Below are 16,704 nucleotides of genomic sequence, written 5' to 3' on the forward strand. Positions count from 1 at the left end.
GTCGGCGGCGCTTGGCTGTTCGGCCGGGGGCCGAGCCTGCGGACGCCCGCCCGTCCACGTGTCGCATGCCGTGGCCGCCCGCCTCAGTCGACGCTGGACGCGCGGCGGTGGCCGGTGTCGCACCCGATCGGCGTGCCTGTCCGGTCGAGCCGGTCGAGCCGGTCGCTCCGGCAGTGCACCAGCAGTCTTGGGGCCATCGGCCCTCCTGAGCTCTCGGGTCCTGCGACCAAGGCCCGAAACGGCAGAAACACGGCTATACCCCTACACTAGGCCGCTCTGGCGTCACGCCGCCTCCGGGACCACCCGCACGATCGTCTTGCCCGTGTTCGCGCCGTGCATCATGCCGAGGAAGCCCTCGACGATCCGGTCGAAACCGTCGACCACCGTCTCGGTCGACACCAGCGCGCCGGACCGCAGCAGCGGTACCGCGAAGTCCTCCAGCTCCGAGCGGGCGTCCAGGTGCTCGCGGACCAGGAAGCCCTCCAGTCGCAGGCCCTTGCCGACCACGTCGTACAGGTTCCGGGGCGCGGCGGGCGGCTGGTCCGCGCGGTCGTACTGGGCCACGGCCCCGCACCAGGCGATCCGCCCGTGCGGGCGCAACGCGGCGATGGCGCCCTCCAGGTGGTCGCCGCCGACGTTCTCGAACGCGACGTCCACCCCGTCCGGAGCCGCCTTCGCCAGCAGGTCCGCGACCTGGCCCTGGTGGTAGTCGAAGGCGGCGTCGAAGCCCAGCTCCTCGGTCAGCCGCCGCGCCTTCTCCGGCGAGCCGGTGCTTCCCACGATCCGCCGCGCGCCCAGATGCCGCGCCAGCCGGCCCGCCGCCGTGCCGACGCCCCCCGCGGCGGCCGAGACGAACAGGTCCTCGCCCGGCTGGAGCCGGGCGACCCGGGTGAGCCCGACCCAGGCGCTCAGACCGGTCCCGCCCAGGATGCCGAGATGCGCGGTCAGCGGCACGCCCTCGTAACGCGGCAGCAACCGCGCCTCCTCGGGCCGCACCAACGCGTGGGTCCGCCACGCGTGACGGTGGAACACCAGGTCCCCGACCGCCAGCTCCGGCGTGCCCGACTCGACGACCCGACCCACGGACCGCCCCTCGAGCGGGGCGTGCAGGGCCCACCCGTCGTCCATCATCTCCCGCATGTAGGGGTCGACGGACAGGTAGAGGTTCTCCACCAGCGCCGTCCCGGCGACGACGCGGGGCAGCGGCTCCGAGACGAAGGCGAAGTCCTCGGCGCGGGCCGCGCCGCGCGGGCGGGCGACCTGGTGGACGAGCCGGTTGACGGGCGAGGCGGTCGCGGTGGCGCTCGGGGCGTTGACGGTGTTCTTCGCGGTGATCGACATGCCCTCGAACCTAGGCAGCGCGGAACCGGCCCGGTACCGGTCGCCGCTGATGGAACCCGGTGGTCCATGAACCGTCCTCATGGAACCGAGTGTCGGCCTTCGGCCGCTAGGCTGCGCCCATGGCCGATCTCCTTCCCCAGGAGCTGCGCGTCCTGGTGGCCGTGGCCGCCGCGCGCAGCTTCACCGGCGCGGCCGAGCGCCTCGGGACCACCCAGTCCGCGGTCTCGCACACCGTCCGCACGGTGGAGCGCAAGCTCGGCGCGGTCCTCTTCGAGCGCGGACGCCTCGGCGCGACGCCGACCCCGGCGGGGGAGCGCGCCGTCGCCCACGCCCGGCGGGTGCTGCGGATGCTCGACACCCTCGCCGCCGAGGTCCGCGCGACGGCGCGCGGCACCGAGGAGATCACCGGCCCGCTACGGATCGCCGCGTTCCGCAGCGCCGCCACCCAGCTGCTCCCCACCGTGCTCCAGGGCCTGCGGCAGCGGCACCCGGGCCTGGAGCCGCGGGTGGTGATCGTCCGTGAGCTCGGCCGCGGCACGGCGGGCGAGGTCGCCGACGGCCGCGCGGACCTCGCCATCGCGACCCTGGACGCCACCGCGCCGCCCCTGCCGGGCCTGGTCGCCACCCCGCTGTTCCGCGAGCCCTACGCGCTGGTCCATCCGGCGGGCGCGGCCGACCCCAGGGAGCTGCCGCTGGTGGACTGGGTCGAGAACTGCGGCTCCTACACCCGCGACTGGTGGCACGCCCAGGACTGGATCCCCTGCTCCAGCCTCTCCGCCGAGGACGACGTCTTCGCGCTCTCGCTGGTCGCCCAGGGGCTCGGGATGTCCATCATGCCCTGGCTGTCCCTCGTCGACCTCCCCGCCCAGGTCTCCCGCACCGACCTGGGCCCCGAACCGCCGACCCGTCAGGTCGGCTACGTCACCACCCCGGACCTCGCCCGCACCGGCGCCGTCCGCGCCCTCATCCGCGCCCTGCGCTCCGCGCCCCTCGTCTCCGGCCTGCTGCCGGTCGCCGCCTGACCCGCCCTCCCTGGCGGTGGGACCGGCGGGGCTCTCCTATCCCGCGCGGGCTCCGCGGCCTTGGCCAGCCCGCTGAGCCCGTCCCCGATTCCACGGACGGCTCGGCCGCTGCGCGAAACCGGCAGCCGCTTCAGTCGTCCTCGTGCTCCTCCTCCGCGCGCAGTTGGAGTCGGAGGAGGTGGACGGTGAGCAGCGCCTGGGCGAGGAAGCCTTCGACGGAGTCGAGGGCGCGGACGGCTTGGCGGGCGCGGCCCTGGTCGACCGCGGCCTGCGCGGCCAGCAGGTCCGCGGCGCCCAGCGCGCACGCGGCCGCGCCGGCCACGCCCGGCGGGCCGGCCTCGTCCTCCTCGTCGGCGTCCAGCTCCACGTCACCGAGGTCCCCGACCTCGTCCGCGGTGTCCTCGCCGAGCGCCGCGCTGATGTCGAACGCGGTGCGCTGGAGACGGTTGACCAGGACCGCCCGGTACACCTCCGGGTTGTCGCTCTCGGTGCGCCAGCCCCCCTGGAGGTCGGACAGGGCGCTCGGGGGCTCGTCGGACGGGTCGACGACCGTGGCCACCTCGAACTCGACGCGGCCGAGCAGGCCGCCCAGCAGCTCCGGCAGGTCGTCCTCGGTCGGGCCGTCGGGCCGGTACTCCGGGTCCGCGACGACCTCCTGGCCCAGCACCGACAAGGCGTGCACCACCTGGTCCACGGTGACGGGCGCGGGGTTGTGCAGGTCCATGACGGCTCCCTCGCGTGCGTGAGTGCGGTTCGTCGACTCCCGGTTTCCCCCACACTAGGTCCCATGCCGGCTCTCGAGGACGACTTCACCCCCGCAGAGATCGCGCGTTCGCGCGCCCGCAAGCGCGAGGTCGTGCCGCTGCGGTACGGGTCGATGCTGCTGGGGCTCGTCGTGCCGCTCGTCCTCGGATTCACCCCGCTGGGCGCCGGGCTGGTGCGTGCGGCGGGGCGGATCGGGGGCGGGGGCTGGGTCGCGACCGCCGCGCTGGGCGCGGTCGCGTTGCAACTGGTGATGCTGCTGCTCGAACTGCCGCTGTCGCTGCGGGCGGAGGTCGTGAACCGGCGTTGGGGGTTGTCGCGCCGGACGTGGCGGCTGTTCGCCGCCGACGCGGCGAAGGGGTTCGGGATCGGCGCGGCGCTGTTCGCGGGCGTGGCCGTGGCGCTGTACGGGGTGATGCGGTGGCTGCCGGACACGTGGTGGGTGCTCGCGGCGGTGGGGGCGGCCGGGCTGGTGGTCGCCATGTCGTTCCTGCTGCCCGTGCTGGTCGAGCCGCTGTTCAACCGCTTCACCCCGCTGCCGGAGGGCGCGCTGCGCGGCGCGCTGACGGCCATGGTCGAGGCGTCGGGGGTGCGGGTGCGGGACATCCTGGTCAGCGACGCGTCGAAGCGCACCAGCGCGGTCAACGCCTACGTCTCCGGCATCGGCCGCACCCGGCGGGTGGTGGTCTGGGACACCACCGTCGAGCAGGCGGCCCCGGAGGAGGTCGCCGCCGTCGCCGCCCACGAACTCGGCCACGCCGCACGGCGTGACGTCCTGTACGGCACCCTGGCGGGCGCGCTCGGCGCCGCCGCCGCGGTGTGCGTGCTCGCGGCCGCGCTGCACTGGCAGCCGCTGCTGGACGCCGCCGGGGTCGCCCACGCCTCGGACCCGCGCTCGCTCGCGCTGGTGATGGCCCTCGGGACGGTCGGCGGCGCACTGGCCGGCCCCGTCTACAACGTGCGCAGCCGCCAGGTCGAGGCCCGGGCCGACGCCTACGCGCTCGACCTGACGCGCGCCCCGGAGACGGTCGTCGCGATGCAGCGCCGCCTCGCGGTCCTCAACATCGCGGACCTCGCGCCGCACCCGCTCTCCGTGGCGCTGTTCGCCAGCCACCCGCCCACCGTGGCCCGCGTCGCCCAGGCCCGTGCCTGGGCCCGCACCCACGGCCTGCCCGACCCGCCGCGACTCTCCACCGCCGCCGGCGGCCGGTGAGTCGGGCGCGGCGAAGCGCCCGGACCACGGGCCGCCGGCGGCGGCCCGTCACCGCGGAGGCCACCAGCCGGCCACGACGTCGTCCGCCTCTGACGTTCCCCCAGGGGCCGCCCGCAGGGCGGCGATGGCAGGGTCCTGCACGACGATCTTCAGACTCGTTCCGCTGCGGAACCGGCCGAGCAGCTCCGGCCAGGTCGCGTCCACCAGGACGGCGCTCGCCGGCACCCGTGTCTCGAACACCAACGGCTCGGCGGCCGAGACAAGAAGCGGCGCGCCCGGTGCGGGCGCGGTGACGTCGGCCCCGAAGGCCACCGCGAGGAGCCCTTCCGGGCCGCTGACCTCCACCACGGGTCCGAACGGGCCGAGCGGTGGCGTCAGCGTCATCTGCCCCGCCGCGCCGCTGCCAAGGGCGACGGAGGCCGTGATGAGCAGGTCTCCGCTCCCCGCCGCGGTGATGCCGAGGACGGCGAGCTGCGGGATCTCGAACCCGGCGGCCGGGGGCTCCGGTCCGCTCTCGTAGCCGGGGCCGCCCGCAGGAGCGGCCCCGACCAGGTTCCGTTCCTCCCACTCCTCGTTGGCCTCGAGGTACAGCGGCTCCAGGTACTCCCAGGGATCGACGCCGCGCTCGCGCATCGCGCGCTCGGCGCGCCAGTGGACGAACCGCGAGTGCGGGGCGCCGAAGACCATCCGCCGGTCGAAGTCCACGCCCGCGGCCTCGGTGAGCCACGTCAGAAGGAGGCCGGTCATGTTCAGGTCGAACTCGACGAAGGGGTGGTGGCGCTCCCACACGATCACGGGCCACCGGTCGGGGTCGGGGCCCGTGGTGTGCCAGTAGACCGCGCCCCACAGGTCTCCGTTGCCGTCCACCATGCGCAACCCGCACAGCAGGGAGCCGGGTGCCGGCCACAGCGGATAGGTGGACTTCGTGTGGTCGAGCCAGGCGGTCTTCTCCGCGCTCGGCGTCATCTGACCCACTGACGGGATCCCCGACTCGTGCGCCGTGTTCGTCGGCGGCAGCAGCATCACCCGCCCGTCGACCGCGCCGACTCCGTAGACGGTGACGAGATCACGGAAGTCGGCCGGAAGGCGGCAGCCGAGATCCCTCTCGACGGCCCGCCAGTCGAACCGGTCCCCGGCGTCCGGGCCGGGCGGCAGGAGCGCCACGAGTCGTTCCACGTCGGGGTGCACGGTCGTCCTCCAGGGCCGTATGAGCGCGCGGGCGGGCCACACTGTACGGCGGTCGTCCGACGGGGGAGCGTCCGGGTCGGTCGGTCCGGGTCAGTGGAAGGTGTCCGGGTGCGGGCCGGTGCGCAGGGCGCGGTCCGAGGTGGTGACGGCGGCCATGTCCGCAGTCGTCAGCTCGAAGTCGAGGACGGCGAGGTTCTGGCGGATCCGGGACGGGGTGACCGACTTGGGGATGACGATGTTGCCCAGCTGGAGGTGCCAGCGCAGCACCACCTGGGCCGGGGACCTGCCGGTGCGGGCGGCGATCGCGGTGATCGCCGGGTCGTCGAGGACGGCGCCCTGGGCCAGGGGGCTCCACGCCTCGGTGGCGATGCCGTGCGCGGCGTGGAAGGCGCGCAGCGCGGCCTGCTGCAGGCCGGGGTGCAGTTCGACCTGGTTGACGGCAGGGACGACGCCGCTCTCGTCGATCAACCGTCGCAGGTGGGCGGGCTGGAAGTTGGAGACCCCCGCCGCACGGACGCGGCCCTCCCGGGTGAGCCGCTCGATGGCGCGCCAGGAGTCCGGGTAGAGGTCGCGGGCCGGGGTGGGCCAGTGGATCAGGTAGAGGTCGACGTGGTCCAGGCCCAGCTTGGCGAGGCTGGCGTCGAAGGCGCGCAGCGTGGAGTCGTACCCCTGGTCGGCGTTCCACAGCTTGGTGGTGACGAACAGTTCCTCGCGCGGGAGCCCGGAGGCGGCGAGGGCCCGGCCGACGCCGGCCTCGTTGCCGTAGACCGCCGCGGTGTCGATGCTGCGGTAGCCGGCCGCCAGCGCGGCGGTGACGGCGGCGGTGGTCTCGTCGTCGGTGATCTGGAAGACGCCGAAGCCGAGCTGGGGCATCTCGACGCCGTTGTTGAGCCTCACGGTCGGAACGGCGGGGACGGCGGGGACGGCGGGGACGGTCGGGTCGGCGGGGACGCTGGTGGTGTTCATGGTGCTCCGGTCGTGCGAGTCGGGTCAGGCGGGTGAGTGGGTCGGTGCCGCAGAGCGGCGGTGCTCCGCGAGGCGCGTGCCGCGCCGTTCGAGGGCGGCGGACCAGAGGGCGAGGACGAGGGCGGCGGCCGCGAGGCCCGCGCCGACCCAGTTGGGCGCGGTGTAGCCGAGGCCCGCGGTGATGACGAGACCGCCGAGCCAGGCCGCGAGCGCGTTGCCGAGGTTGAACGCGCCGATGTTCACCGCGGAGGCGAGGGTGGGCGCGCCGTGCGCCTGGTCCAGGACGCGCTTCTGCAGCGGCGGGACGGTCGCGAAGCCGAGCGCGCCGATCAGCAGGACGGTCGCCGCGGCGAGGACCTTGCTGTGGGCGGTCACGGTGAACAGCGCCAGGACGACGGCGAGGCCGCCGAGGGTGGTGCACAGCATCGCCATGAGCCTGCGGTCGGCGTAGCGGCCGCCGAGGAGGTTGCCGAGGAACATGCCGATGCCGAACAGCACCAGCAGCCCGGTGACCGCGCCGTCGGAGTAGCCGGCGACGTGGGTCATCATCGGTGCGATGTAGGTGATCGCGGCGAACACGCCGCCGAAACCGAGCACCGTCATCGCCATGGCCAGGACGACCTGGGTGTTGCGGAAGGCCGCCAGTTCGCGGCGCAGGTGCGCGCCCTCGGGGCGGGGCAGGGCCGGGACGAGCCTGGCGATCCCGAGCAGGCCGACGACGCCCAGCGCGGCCACCGCGCCGAAGGTGGTCCGCCAGCCGACCGCCTGTCCGACGAAGGTGCCGAGCGGGACGCCCACGATGTTGGCGACGGTCAGTCCGGTGAACATGGTGGCGATGGCCCCGGCCTTCTTCGACGGGGCGACCAGGTCGGCCGCGACGACCGCGCCGATGCCGAAGAACGCGCCGTGGGCGAGCGAGGTGACGATGCGGCCGGCCAGCATCAGCGGGAAGGTCGGCGCCAGCGCGGAGAGCAGGTTGCCGACGGTGAACAGGCCCATGAGCAGCATCAGCATGGTCTTGCGGCTGGTCCTGGTGCCGAGCACGGTCATCAGCGGCGCGCCCAGGACGACGCCGAGCGCGTAGCCGGTGACCAGCAGGCCCGCTGTGGGGATGGAGACGCCGTAGGAGCCGGCGATCTGCGGGAGCAGGCCCATGACCCCGAATTCGGTGGTGCCGATCCCGAAGGCCCCGATGGCCAGGGCGAGGAGCGCGAGAGGCATGACGCGACCCTTCGTGCGATTGCTTGTGCGTCTTACAGGCTTCGACAATAGTTGCATACGCTGGATATCTGCAAACGCGTGCTCTTGCACAAGCTCTCTATATGCCCTGGCGGGTATTTCCGTCCATGGCCTATCCTTGAAGCCGAAGGGAGCAGTCCCGGAAGGAGACACAGGCCGATGACCGCCACGGACCCCGCGCTGACCGCCCTCGCCAACGGCTGGGCCGCCCTGTCGGTCCTGCACGGCAGGATCGAGGCGCACGTCGAGCGGGCCCTCCAGTCCGGTCACGAGCTGAGCGTGCGCGAGTACGCGCTGCTCGACGTGCTCAGCCGCCAGCACGACGGTGTGGGCGGGCATCTGCAGATGAAGCAGGTGGCCGACGCGGTCGTGCTCAGCCAGAGTGCCACCACCCGGCTGGTCACCCGCCTGGAGGACCGCGGCCTGCTGGCCCGCTACCTGTGCCCCACCGATCGGCGCGGCATCTACACCGACGTCAGCGAGGCCGGTCTGAGGCTCCTTCAGGAGGCGCGGCCGACCAACGACGCCGCACTGCGGGAGGCGCTCGACCAGGCCGCCAAGAACCCCGAACTGGCCCCCCTCGTCAAGGCGGTCGAAGGGATGCCGAACCCCGGAGCCGTTCCGGCGCGGTAGCACTCGGTCGGGCGCGGTAAGGCGGGGCGCGGTAGGGCGCGGTGGGACGCGCCGGAAGATCGCTAGGCTCGGCGCATGGCATCCCACACCCCTGCCGGGCCCTCGCCGTCCCGCACCGACGAAGCCTCAGACCTCGCCGCGCGGTTGGTCGTCGACCCGCACGCCGCCTACGCCGGGCTGCGGGAGCAGGGCCCGGCGCACCGGGTCACCGGAACCGACGGGCGGCCCGCGTGGCTGGTCACCCGGTACGAGGACGTGCGGCGCGGGCTGGCCGACCCGCGGCTGTCGCTCGACAAGCGGCACGCCCTGCCCGGCAACTACGCGGGCATGCGGCTCCCGGCCGCGCTGGACGCGAACCTGCTCAACATGGACCCGCCGGACCACACCCGCATCCGGCGTCTGGTCTCCCAGGCGTTCACCCCGCAGCGCGTCGAGCGGCTCCGCGACCCGATCCGCCGCACCGCCGACGCCCTGCTCGACGCGTTCCCGGCCGAGGGCCCCGGGTCCGTCGATCTCGTCGCCGCCTACGCCGCCCCGCTCCCCATCGTGGTGATCTGCGACCTGCTCGGCGTGCCGGCGGCCGAACGACTCGACTTCCGCAGCTGGACCGACGCCCTCGTCGCCCCCGACCCGTCCCGGCCGGAGCTGGCGAAGGCCGCCGTCGGCAGCATGTTCGCCTACCTGACCGCGCTGATCGCGGGCAAGCGCGCGCAGCCGGGCGACGACCTGCTCTCCGCCATGATCGCGGCCCGCGACGAAGGGCAGCGCCTGAGCGAGGACGAGCTGCTCTCGCTCGCGTTCCTGATCCTTTTCGCCGGGTACGAGAACACCGTCCAGCTCATCGGCAACGCCGTGCTGGCGCTGCTCACCCACCCCGGGCAGTTGGCGGCCCTGCGCGCCGACCGGAGCCTGCTGCCGGCCGCCGTCGACGAGCTGATGCGGTTCGACACGCCCGCGCCCCTCGCGATCCGGCGCTTCCCGCTCGAGGACGTCGACTTCGGCGACGTCACCGTTCCGGCGGGGGAGACGGTGCTGCTCTCGATCGCCTCCGCCAACCGCGACCCCGAGCGCTTCCCCGACCCGGACCGCCTCGACCTCGACCGCGCCACGGCGGGCCAACTCGCCCTGGGCCACGGCATCCACTACTGCCTCGGCGCGCCGCTGGCCCGCGTCGAGACCGAGATCGCCCTCGACGCCCTGCTGACCCGCCTCCCGCGCCTCGCCCTCGCCGTCCCGGAGCCGGAGCTGCGTTGGCGGCCCTCGATGCGGGCACGTGGTCTGGTGGCGTTGCCGGTCTCGTACTGAACCGGCGTCGGGAAGCCGGTTCGAGAAGCCGGTTCGAGGAACTGAAGGAGGCCACGCGATGACCGAGACCGAGCAAGCCCTGGCCATGCTCCGGTCGGCGGGCGCGGAGACGATGGACCACCCCGGCGGCACGCTGCTGGCCCATCTCGAACGCGTCAGCGGCCTGCTCGCGGCCTGGGGCGCCCGCCCGGGGCTGGTGTCCGCCGGGCTGTGCCACGCCTTCTACGGCACCGACGGGTTCCCCCACGCGCTGCTGCCGTTGGCGCGGCGCGCCGAACTGGTGCGGGCCGTCGGGCCGGAGGCCGAGGCGCTGGTGCACTTCTACGCCTCGTGCGACCGCAAGGCCTCCTATCCCTCCCTCGCCCAGGACGACGCCGAGTTCACCGACCGCTTCACCGGACTCGTCTCGCGCCCGGCGGTGGGGCTCCGCCGCGACTTCGCCGAACTGACGGCGGCCAACGAGCTGGACATCGCCGCCGTCAGCCCGGAGCTGCGCGACCGTTTCGGCCCCGCGTTGTTCGAACTGTTCACCCGCTGGCGGCCGCTGCTCTCCGGGCCCGCCTGGGAGCACTGCCGCGAGGTGCTGGCCTGACGCGCAGGCCGCGCCGAAGACGCCCCCGACGGTCGTCCGGCCGGACGGCCCGGCGGCCCCGCGGCCCGGACTCTCACACCAGCCCCGTCTCGTAGGCGAAGACCACGAGTTGGGCGCGGTCGCGGGCGCCGAGCTTGGTCATCGCGTGGGAGACGTGGGTCTTGGCCGTGGCCGGGGAGATGACGAGTGAGGCGGCGATCTCCTCGTTGCTGAGGCCCCGGCCGACCAGGGCGACGACCTCGCGTTCGCGCTCGGTCAAGGTCGCGCCGGCGGCGGCGAGTTCGGGCGGGAGGGCGGCGCCGCGCCGGGTGAACGCGCCGATCAGGCGGCGGGTGACGCTCGGGGCGAGCAGAGCCTCGCCCGCGGCCACCACGCGGACGGCGCGGCGGAGTTCGTCCGGGTCGAGGTCCTTCAGGAGGAAGCCGCTGGCGCCCGCGCGCAGGGCGCGGTGGATGTACTCGTCCAGCTCGAAGGTGGTCACCACGATGACGCGGGTCGCCGCCGACGAGGGGTCGGCGGCGATGCGTTCGGTCGCGGCGATGCCGTCCAGCAGCGGCATCCGCACGTCCATCAGGACCACGTCCGGGCGCAGCCGGGCGGTCTGGGCGACGGCGTCGAGGCCGTCGACCGCCTCGCCGACGACCTCGATGTCGTCCGCGCGGTCCAGCAGCGAGTGGAAGCCGGCCCGGACCAGGGCCTGGTCGTCGGCGATCAGAACGCGGATCACGAGCTCTCCCACGGTAGTTCGGCCTGGACCAGCCAGCCGCCGTCCGGCTGCGGGCCCGCGTGCACGCGCCCGCCGAGCGACTCCGCCCGCTCCCGCATGCCCAGCAGTCCGAAACCCCCGGTGTGTTCAGGGCCTCCAGAGCCGGTCGGGGCAGCGCCTCCCGTGCCGTCGTCGGCAACGCGCAGCACCAGCGCCTCACCCTCCCGGGTACGGGTCAGCGTGACGATCGCCCGCCCGGCGCGGGCGTGGCGAAGGGTGTTGGTCAGCGCCTCCTGGACGATCCGGTAGACGGTGAGCTGCACGAGCGGCGACAGCGCCTGCGCCCCCTCCGGCAGCCGCAGCTCGACGTCGAGCCCGCTCTCGCGGAACTGGTCGGCGAGTTCCGCGAGTTGACCGAGGCCCGGCTGCGGGCGGCCGTCCGCGACCTCGACCGCCCGGCCGCGCAGCAGGTCGAGGGCGGCACGCAGCTCCGGCAGCGCCTGGCGCGCCGCCCCGCGCACCAGCAGCATCGCCTCGCGGGCGTCGTCCGTGTCCGGCGGTGCGGCCGCCAGCGCGTCGAGGGCGACGTTGCTCTGGACGGCCACCACCGAGATGGTGTGCGCCACCACGTCGTGCAGCTCCCGGGCGATCCGCAGGCGCTCCTCGGCCAGGCGGCGGCCGAGCCGCTCCTCGGAGGCGGCGGCCTCCTCCCGCAGTCGCGCGTCGTGTTCGAGCCGGCGGCGGCGCGCCGAGTGGGCCAACACCGCGGTGGCGCCGAAGGAGAGCGCGGGCATCGACACGTCGAGCGCGTAGAGGGGCAGCGAGTGCGGCGGCAGCGCCGGCACCGCCCACAGCACGGCCATGGCCAGCAACCCGTACAGCAAGCCGTGCCGCTCGCAGTGGAGGCCCAGGGCCGCGCAGGCGAGGAAGGCCAGGACGGCGGGTGCGAGGCCCGGGTACCCGGCCAGGTGGTAGGTCGTGACGGCGGCCAGGCACAGCACGGCCGTCAGGAGCGGGCGCCGCCTGCGCCACAGCAGCGGCACGGCGGCCGCCACGACCAGCAGGTACGCGCCGGGCGGCCAGGGGGAGGGGCGGGTGGCGTAGTGCAGCTCCGCCCAGACGCCGAAGCAGGCGAAGGCCGCGAGGGGGCCGACGACGAGCCCGTCCGCCGCGCTCGGCGCGGCGGACGGGTCGGTCGCGAACAGCCCCCTGCGAGCATTGACCAGCCAGGCGTTGACCACGGTGGCAGCGTAGGCAATCATCCGGCGGTCGCGGCAGAGGCCGCGCCGGTCCGGGCCCGCCCCGGCCGCCTGCCCTGCGCGAGGACGGCCAGCGCCGCGAAGCCCGCGCTCCAGGCCGCCAACACCACGACGTCCGCCCAGGTGGGCGCGTGCCCGGCGGCGACGCGCCAGCCGAGGTCGGCCAGCCGGTAGGTCGGCAGGGTGTGCGCGACGTCCTGAAGCGGCGCGGAGAGCCGGGCCGGCGGCACCCACAGCCCGCCGAGGGCCGACGCGGCCATGTAGACGCCGTAGCTCAGCGGGAACGCCGCCTCCGGGCCGACCAGCAACCCGACCACGACCCCGAGCAGCGCGAACGGCAGCGTGCCCAGCCACATCGCGGGCACGAGCGCCGCCCACTGCCACGCCGCGAGCCGCACGTCCTTCGCGGCCACCGCGGTGAGGCAGACCAGGACGAGCGCGGGCAGCGCGACCGCGAGCCCGGCGGCCAGCTTCGCGACCAGCAGTTGACGCACCGTCACCGGCATCGACCGCAGCTGCTCCAGCCAGCCGCTGCTGCGCTCGTGCGCGAGCCGCGGGCCGGTCGCGGACAGCGCGCCCCAGATCGCGCCGTAGGCGGCCATCGCGACCATGATCTCCACGGTGCCCTTGAGCTCGCCCGGCTGGGTGGGGCTGCCGCCGAAGATGGTCGCGAACAGCAGGTAGAACCCGATCGGGGCGACGACGCCGAGAGCGAGGTAGCGCGGGTCGCGCAGCATCCGCAGGCATTCGAGGCGGAAGAGGTGGAACGTCATCGGACCTGCGCCTCCTCGGGGGCGGTCGTGGGGGTCGGTACCGGGGCCGCGGTCCCGGGAGTGGTCTGGGGCGCGGTCCCGGTCGTGGTCGGGGAGCCGGTCAGGGCGAGGAAGGAGTCGTCCAGGCTCGGCGGGGAGACCCGCAGGTCGCTCCAGTCGACACCGGAAGCGACGAGGCGGCGGACGACCTCGTCGGGCGTCGCGGAACGGACGGTGGCCCAGCCGTGCTCGCGCGCGACCTCTCCCGGCAGCGTCGGCAGCGCCTGCCCTGCCGGGAGGCGGAAACGCACCACGGCCCGGCCGCCCGCCTCCCGGATCCGCGCGGGCGGGCCGTCGGCGACGACGCGGCCGCGGGCCAGGACGACGACCCGTTCGGCGTTCTCCTCCACCTCGTCGAGGTAGTGGGTGGCGAAGACGATGGTCCGGCCGGCCGCCGCGCAGTTGCGCATCGCCGACCAGAACTCGCGCCGGCCCTGCACGTCCAGGGCCCGGGTCGGCTCGTCCAGCAGCATCGTGTCCGCCCCGGCGACGGCGACCAGCGCGAACTTCAGGCGCTGCACCTGTCCGCCGGACATCCGGTCCACCCGCCGCCGGGCCTGGTCGCGCAGCCCGGCCAGTTCGAGCGCCTCCTCCACCGGCAGCGGCGCGGGATACATCCGCCGCCCGAGCCCGACCAGCTCCGCCGCGGTGACGCCCGGCATCAGGCCGCTGTCCTGCAGCATCGCCGCGATCCTGCCCTCCACGACGGCCTGGCGCGGCGCGCGCCCGGCGACGGTGACCCGCCCGGCGTCGGGCTCGAGCAGACCCATCAGCATCGCCACGGTGGTGGTCTTCCCGGCGCCGTTCGCACCGAGCAGCGCGACGGTCGCGCCGCGCCCGATCTCCAGGCTCAGGCCGTCGACGGCGGTCAGTTCGCCGAAACGTTTGGTGGCCCCGTCCAGGGCGATCGCTTTCTCCATGGCCCGATCGTGCGCCGCCGGGCCCCCGCGCCGCGTCGGACAGCGGATGCGTTGCCGCACCCCGGGCCTACTCCCGGGGACGTAGGCGGGCTACGCCCGGGATTTTCAGGCTTTTCTGAGGAGAGCAGCTGATGTGTCCCGTTATGGTGGGCCCATGGAAGAGAACCGAGCGCTTCGAGTCGTGGACGCGCTGCGGGAGCGCGGCGTCAACGCCCACCTGGCCCGCGAGGGCGTCTACCAGATCGGCGTCCGCGTGGTCCTGCCCGACGGCCGGGAGGCCCTGTGGGACACCGACGACACGATCAGCCTTGAGGCGCAGGTCATGCGGGACGGCATGCTGGTCGGCTTCGTGCCCGCCATCGCGGGCTCGGAGGAGTTCGACCTCGACCAGACGATCGACGCGATCGCCCGCGCCGACTACGACCAGCCCATCGCCACCGAGCGCCCCACCGCTCCGCCGCCCGCCGCGCCGCTGCCCCGCGAGGGCGGCCTCTTCCGCCGCTTCCTCGGCGGCTTCCGCGAGCACTGAGCGGGACCGGCGTCGTGCGCTGTCCCGTCACGACTCCGGGGGCGGGGACGCGCACGCCAAGGCGGCCGTCACGGCCGCCCGCAGGGCCGGGACGTCGGCGACGACGGTGAGCAGCGTCAGACCCTCGCCCACGGGGAACGCCGCCGCGTCGGACGCCGGGGCGGTCGCGGCCGAGCAGGGTCGGGTCGTCAGCACCTGCGCCAGCCCGCGACGGCCGCCGAGGACGGCCGGGCCGTCCCAGCCGGGCGGCGCGCCGGTGCCCACGTCCGTCGACTGGTCCAGCACGAGGCGTTCGTCCTGGCGGACCGTCAGGCGCGAGGTGAGGCGCCCAGGCGGCTCCTCGTGCCGACCGAGGACCTGCTCCTCACGCAGATGCAGCAGCGCGCCGGGGGCGAGGTGGACGCGGGTCCACAGACGCAGCTCGCTCCCGGCCGCCGCGATGACCGGCTCGGGCCGCCAGTCCAGCTCGGCGTCCTCGCCCACGGTCAGGTCCAGCTCGTAGTGCGCGGGCGCGGGCTCCCGCCCCGGCAGGCTCACGGTCGCGGCGGCGCTGGTGACCAGCAGCCGCGCCCCGGGCTCCACCACGACCTCGACCCGCAACCGGTCCCCGCCGAGCGGCGCTGCCATCGCGCCGACGAGCACGACATGCGCCGCGCCCTCCTCGTCCGGATGCCGGCTGCGGCGCAGCGCGAGCGGGCCGTCTCCGACCAGCTCCCGCAGGACGGTCCCCCCGCGCCCGTCCACCTCGGCGCGGACCCGGGCGACCGCACTCACACGACTCACGCCGCGCCGGCCGCTTCCGCCGCTTCCGCGGTTCGCGCGCACGCTGCTGACGCCGTTGCTGCCGCTGCTCGCACTCGCCCTGCTTCCGCCGGTCGTGCCCCTCCCGCTCGCGTCCATGCGGTTGTCGCCCACGCTGCCTCCGACGGTCCCGCCGTTGTCGGGCCTCGCGCGCACGCCGCTGGCGCTCGCGTCCAGGCGGCTGACGTTGCTGCCACCGTCGGTGCGCTCCCTCGCGTGGCGGCTGTCGCTCACGCGGCTCTCGCCGGTCGCGCCGCCGCCTGCGTTCGCGCTCACGCGGCCGGGCCGAGGCGCCAGTCTGCCAGGCGGTCGCGGACCCAGGCGGCGACCGGCGCCACCCCGTCCGGGGCGACCAGCGAGCAGAACAGCACCGGCAGCGCGCCGCGCTGGGCCGCCGCGTCGCGGGCCATGACCGACAGGTCCGCGCCGACCAGGGGCGCGAGATCGGTCTTGTTGACCACCAGCAGGTCGGAGCCGGTCACCCCTGGGCCGCCCTTGCGGGGGATCTTGTCGCCGCCGGAGACGTCGATGACGAAGATCTGGTGGTCCACCAGCCCCCGGCTGAACGTCGCCGTCAGGTTGTCGCCGCCGCTCTCGACGAGGACCAGGTCGAGCGGCCCGACGGCGGCTTCCAACTCCTCCACGGCCTCGAGGTTGGCGCTGATGTCGTCGCGGATCGCGGTGTGCGGGCAGCAGCCGGTCTCCACCGCGGTGATCCGCGACGGCGGCAGCACGGCGTTGCGCAGCAGGAACTCGGCGTCCTCGGTGGTGTAGATGTCGTTGGTGACGACCGCGAGCGACAACTCGTCGCGCAGCGCCCGGCACAGTGCGGCGACGGTCGCCGTCTTGCCGGAGCCCACCGGCCCTCCGAGGCCGATCCGCAGGGCGCGCCGGACGCCGCTGTCCGGCAGCGTCGCGGCGGCAGGCGCGGCGTGGTGGTCGTGGGCGGGGAGGTCGGGGTCACGGTGCATGGTCGCTCCGCTCTCGTGGGAGGTGGACGGTGGCCAGAAGTGCACCCGGGCGCAGGGCTCGGGGGCGGTCCGAGGGGCCGGGCCCGCGCGCACGCGTGCCGTGGGCGGCGGCGACCCCGCTCCGCGCCGGGCGCGAGGAGTCGGTGCGCGCCGCGCACACGCTCGACGGCGGCCGGTGCCTGAGCGGGGCGGGACCGGGTCATGAGGCGAACAGGCGGACGGGCCAGGAGGCGTGGTGTTCCGCCGAGACCTCCAGCAGCGGGGCGCCCAGGGTCGGCAGGAGGTCCACGTCGCCGAGGGCGGCCGCCGCGGCCGACGTGGCGGCGTCACCGGCGACCGTGCCGACCGCGTCCGCGAGGCCGGCCAGGACCGCCGTGGCCTGGAACGGGTCGAGTCCGAGCAGCCGGACGCAGGCCGTCACCGGCCCGGAGACGGTCTCGTAGGC

General features: G+C 74.9%; 17 protein-coding genes and 1 pseudogene. 6 read left to right on the forward strand and 12 right to left on the reverse strand.

Translation table 11 applies throughout. The features are described 5' to 3' along the window. Positions 1-282 precede the first annotated feature (282 nt). Positions 283-1,341, reverse strand: coding sequence for an NADP-dependent oxidoreductase (locus tag TR50_RS16045; protein WP_042421163.1), 1,059 nt, complete (start codon positions 1,339-1,341; stop codon positions 283-285). Positions 1,342-1,460: 119 nt separating this feature from the next. Between TR50_RS16045 and TR50_RS16050 the strand changes: the two genes are divergently transcribed. After that, complete coding sequence (locus TR50_RS16050) at positions 1,461-2,363, forward strand: LysR family transcriptional regulator (protein WP_042421176.1); 903 nt, start codon at positions 1,461-1,463, stop codon at positions 2,361-2,363. A 130-nt stretch (positions 2,364-2,493) separates the two neighbouring features. Here TR50_RS16050 and TR50_RS42565 read toward each other — a convergent pair whose 3' ends face one another. Further along, positions 2,494-3,087, reverse strand: a complete 594-nt coding sequence (locus TR50_RS42565) for a hypothetical protein (RefSeq protein ID WP_052441031.1) — start codon at positions 3,085-3,087, stop codon at positions 2,494-2,496. A gap of 63 nt (positions 3,088-3,150) precedes the next feature. Here TR50_RS42565 and TR50_RS16055 point away from each other — a divergent pair, with 63 nt between their 5' ends. Beyond that, positions 3,151-4,338, forward strand: a complete 1,188-nt coding sequence (locus TR50_RS16055) for a M48 family metallopeptidase (protein ID WP_042421362.1) — start codon at positions 3,151-3,153, stop codon at positions 4,336-4,338. 48 nt (positions 4,339-4,386) lie between these two features. Here TR50_RS16055 and TR50_RS42570 read toward each other — a convergent pair whose 3' ends face one another. The 3 genes from TR50_RS42570 to TR50_RS16070 form a co-directional block, all read right to left on the reverse strand. Then, positions 4,387-5,526: an SMI1/KNR4 family protein gene (locus TR50_RS42570; RefSeq protein ID WP_052441032.1), complete on the reverse strand. Its 1,140-nt coding sequence runs from the start codon at positions 5,524-5,526 to the stop codon at positions 4,387-4,389. A 90-nt stretch (positions 5,527-5,616) separates the two neighbouring features. Further along, a complete protein-coding gene (locus TR50_RS16065; RefSeq protein ID WP_042421179.1) occupies positions 5,617-6,492 on the reverse strand; it encodes an aldo/keto reductase in 876 nt (291 codons plus the stop codon). A gap of 24 nt (positions 6,493-6,516) precedes the next feature. Continuing rightward, positions 6,517-7,713, reverse strand: a complete 1,197-nt coding sequence (locus tag TR50_RS16070) for an MFS transporter (RefSeq protein WP_042421182.1) — start codon at positions 7,711-7,713, stop codon at positions 6,517-6,519. A gap of 177 nt (positions 7,714-7,890) precedes the next feature. On the opposite strand from TR50_RS16070, the gene TR50_RS16075 reads away from it, so the two are divergent. The 3 genes from TR50_RS16075 (at position 7,891) to TR50_RS16085 (ending at position 10,261) form a co-directional block, all read left to right on the forward strand. Further along, positions 7,891-8,364 carry a MarR family winged helix-turn-helix transcriptional regulator gene (locus TR50_RS16075; RefSeq protein ID WP_042421187.1) on the forward strand — a complete coding sequence of 158 codons (474 nt, stop codon included), beginning with the start codon at positions 7,891-7,893 and terminating at the stop codon, positions 8,362-8,364. 75 nt (positions 8,365-8,439) lie between these two features. Then, entirely contained in the window at positions 8,440-9,669 is a 1,230-nt protein-coding gene (locus TR50_RS16080) for a cytochrome P450 family protein (protein ID WP_042421192.1), read from the forward strand. Between the two features lie 58 nt (positions 9,670-9,727). Then, positions 9,728-10,261 carry a DUF6817 domain-containing protein gene (locus TR50_RS16085; RefSeq protein WP_042421195.1) on the forward strand — a complete coding sequence of 178 codons (534 nt, stop codon included), beginning with the start codon at positions 9,728-9,730 and terminating at the stop codon, positions 10,259-10,261. Positions 10,262-10,334: 73 nt separating this feature from the next. Here the strand turns inward: TR50_RS16085 and TR50_RS16090 are convergent, their stop codons facing one another. Genes TR50_RS16090 through TR50_RS16105 form a run of 4 tightly spaced genes read right to left on the reverse strand, consistent with a single transcriptional unit; the run spans position 10,335 to position 13,958 of the window. Next, the gene (locus TR50_RS16090; RefSeq protein ID WP_042421198.1) at positions 10,335-10,988 is read right to left on the reverse strand and encodes a response regulator transcription factor; all 654 of its coding nucleotides are present in this window, start codon (positions 10,986-10,988) and stop codon (positions 10,335-10,337) included. Continuing rightward, positions 10,985-12,208: a sensor histidine kinase gene (locus TR50_RS16095; protein ID WP_052441033.1), complete on the reverse strand. Its 1,224-nt coding sequence runs from the start codon at positions 12,206-12,208 to the stop codon at positions 10,985-10,987. Before TR50_RS16095 ends, TR50_RS16090 begins: the two co-directional genes overlap by 4 nt. Before the next feature lie 17 nt (positions 12,209-12,225). Beyond that, entirely contained in the window at positions 12,226-12,999 is a 774-nt protein-coding gene (locus TR50_RS16100) for an ABC transporter permease (RefSeq protein ID WP_042421201.1), read from the reverse strand. Continuing rightward, positions 12,996-13,958, reverse strand: a complete 963-nt coding sequence (locus TR50_RS16105; protein WP_063775079.1) for an ABC transporter ATP-binding protein — start codon at positions 13,956-13,958, stop codon at positions 12,996-12,998. Before TR50_RS16105 ends, TR50_RS16100 begins: the two co-directional genes overlap by 4 nt. Before the next feature lie 154 nt (positions 13,959-14,112). On the opposite strand from TR50_RS16105, the gene TR50_RS16110 reads away from it, so the two are divergent. Further along, a complete protein-coding gene (locus TR50_RS16110) occupies positions 14,113-14,487 on the forward strand; it encodes a hypothetical protein (protein WP_042421204.1) in 375 nt (124 codons plus the stop codon). 27 nt (positions 14,488-14,514) lie between these two features. Here TR50_RS16110 and TR50_RS16115 read toward each other — a convergent pair whose 3' ends face one another. From TR50_RS16115 to TR50_RS48800, 3 genes and pseudogenes are all read right to left on the reverse strand, one after another. After that, on the reverse strand, positions 14,515-15,564 hold the full coding sequence (locus TR50_RS16115; protein WP_369405742.1) for an urease accessory protein UreD: 1,050 nt from the start codon (positions 15,562-15,564) through the stop codon (positions 14,515-14,517). After that, positions 15,561-16,259, reverse strand: a complete 699-nt coding sequence (ureG, locus tag TR50_RS16120; RefSeq protein WP_042421207.1) for an urease accessory protein UreG — start codon at positions 16,257-16,259, stop codon at positions 15,561-15,563. Before ureG ends, TR50_RS16115 begins: the two co-directional genes overlap by 4 nt. A gap of 199 nt (positions 16,260-16,458) precedes the next feature. After that, a pseudogene (locus tag TR50_RS48800) lies at positions 16,459-16,704 on the reverse strand (urease accessory protein UreF); the annotation flags it as partial.

The organism is Streptacidiphilus anmyonensis (genome assembly GCF_000787855.1).
Taxonomy (GTDB): Bacteria; Actinomycetota; Actinomycetes; order Streptomycetales; family Streptomycetaceae; genus Streptacidiphilus; species Streptacidiphilus anmyonensis.

What these genes read in the sequence shown, in the direction of transcription:
- TR50_RS16105 (WP_063775079.1), bottom strand. Translation starts at nt 13,958, where the DNA reads ATGGAGAAAGCGATCGCCCTGGACGGGGCCACCAAACGTTTCGGCGAA.
- TR50_RS16110 (WP_042421204.1), top strand. Translation starts at nt 14,113, where the DNA reads ATGGAAGAGAACCGAGCGCTTCGAGTCGTGGACGCGCTGCGGGAGCGC.
- TR50_RS16050 (WP_042421176.1), top strand. Translation starts at nt 1,461, where the DNA reads ATGGCCGATCTCCTTCCCCAGGAGCTGCGCGTCCTGGTGGCCGTGGCC.
- TR50_RS16045 (WP_042421163.1), bottom strand. Translation starts at nt 1,341, where the DNA reads ATGTCGATCACCGCGAAGAACACCGTCAACGCCCCGAGCGCCACCGCG.
- TR50_RS16080 (WP_042421192.1), top strand. Translation starts at nt 8,440, where the DNA reads ATGGCATCCCACACCCCTGCCGGGCCCTCGCCGTCCCGCACCGACGAA.
- ureG (WP_042421207.1), bottom strand. Translation starts at nt 16,259, where the DNA reads ATGCACCGTGACCCCGACCTCCCCGCCCACGACCACCACGCCGCGCCT.
- TR50_RS16085 (WP_042421195.1), top strand. Translation starts at nt 9,728, where the DNA reads ATGACCGAGACCGAGCAAGCCCTGGCCATGCTCCGGTCGGCGGGCGCG.
- TR50_RS16075 (WP_042421187.1), top strand. Translation starts at nt 7,891, where the DNA reads ATGACCGCCACGGACCCCGCGCTGACCGCCCTCGCCAACGGCTGGGCC.
- TR50_RS16070 (WP_042421182.1), bottom strand. Translation starts at nt 7,713, where the DNA reads ATGCCTCTCGCGCTCCTCGCCCTGGCCATCGGGGCCTTCGGGATCGGC.
- TR50_RS16100 (WP_042421201.1), bottom strand. Translation starts at nt 12,999, where the DNA reads ATGACGTTCCACCTCTTCCGCCTCGAATGCCTGCGGATGCTGCGCGAC.
- TR50_RS42565 (WP_052441031.1), bottom strand. Translation starts at nt 3,087, where the DNA reads ATGGACCTGCACAACCCCGCGCCCGTCACCGTGGACCAGGTGGTGCAC.
- TR50_RS16065 (WP_042421179.1), bottom strand. Translation starts at nt 6,492, where the DNA reads ATGAACACCACCAGCGTCCCCGCCGACCCGACCGTCCCCGCCGTCCCC.
- TR50_RS16055 (WP_042421362.1), top strand. Translation starts at nt 3,151, where the DNA reads ATGCCGGCTCTCGAGGACGACTTCACCCCCGCAGAGATCGCGCGTTCG.